This is a genomic window from Roseisolibacter agri (genome assembly GCF_030159095.1).
Taxonomy (GTDB): Bacteria; Gemmatimonadota; Gemmatimonadetes; order Gemmatimonadales; family Gemmatimonadaceae; genus Roseisolibacter; species Roseisolibacter agri.
On sequence record NZ_BRXS01000020.1, the window covers coordinates 1 to 561 of the forward strand.

The window sequence follows — 561 nt, forward strand, 5'->3', positions numbered from 1 at the left end:
CGGAAGTAGGCGCTCGTCGACGTCAGCCGCGCGTTCGCGACCGACACGCCGTTGACCGTGGCGCTCGTGATCCCCGCCAGCCCCGCCTCCGCCACGAAGCCGTTCGTGCTCGGATAGAGCCACACCGGCCCCAGCCCCGCCTCGATGCTGCTGTACGCCACGTTGCCGGCGATCACCGCCGTCGGCGCGTAGACGCTCAGCGCCGCGCTCCCCTGCCCCGTGCCGTCGCCGTTGACCAGCGCCCAGCCGCGGCTCATCAGGTTGTCGCGGAACACCAGCCGCGCGGCCGGCGCGTTCGTCGGCTCCCCCAGGAGCAGCATGCCGAAGGCCGCCGTGTTCGCCACGTTGTGCGCGATCGTCACGTCCTGCAGCTCGTTCGACACCAGGAACGTGCGGCCCCCGATCCGATCGAGCACGTTGTGCTCGATCAGGATCCGCCGCGTCACGTCGGTCAGCGCCGTCGCCGTCGCGCCGTACGCGTTGCGCGCCGAGATCATGACGCCCTGGTCGCTGTTGCGCAGCACGTTGTGCCGGAACGTCACGTCGCGCACCGTCGTCCAC

Annotated in this window: 1 protein-coding gene; it reads right to left on the reverse strand. The window is 71.1% G+C overall.

Annotated elements, in window-relative coordinates; genetic code table 11:
* A partial coding sequence (locus rosag_RS25340) for a hypothetical protein (RefSeq protein ID WP_284352987.1) occupies nucleotides 1-542 on the reverse strand: 542 nt, incomplete at its 3' end.
* Nucleotides 543-561: the final 19 nt, after the last annotated feature.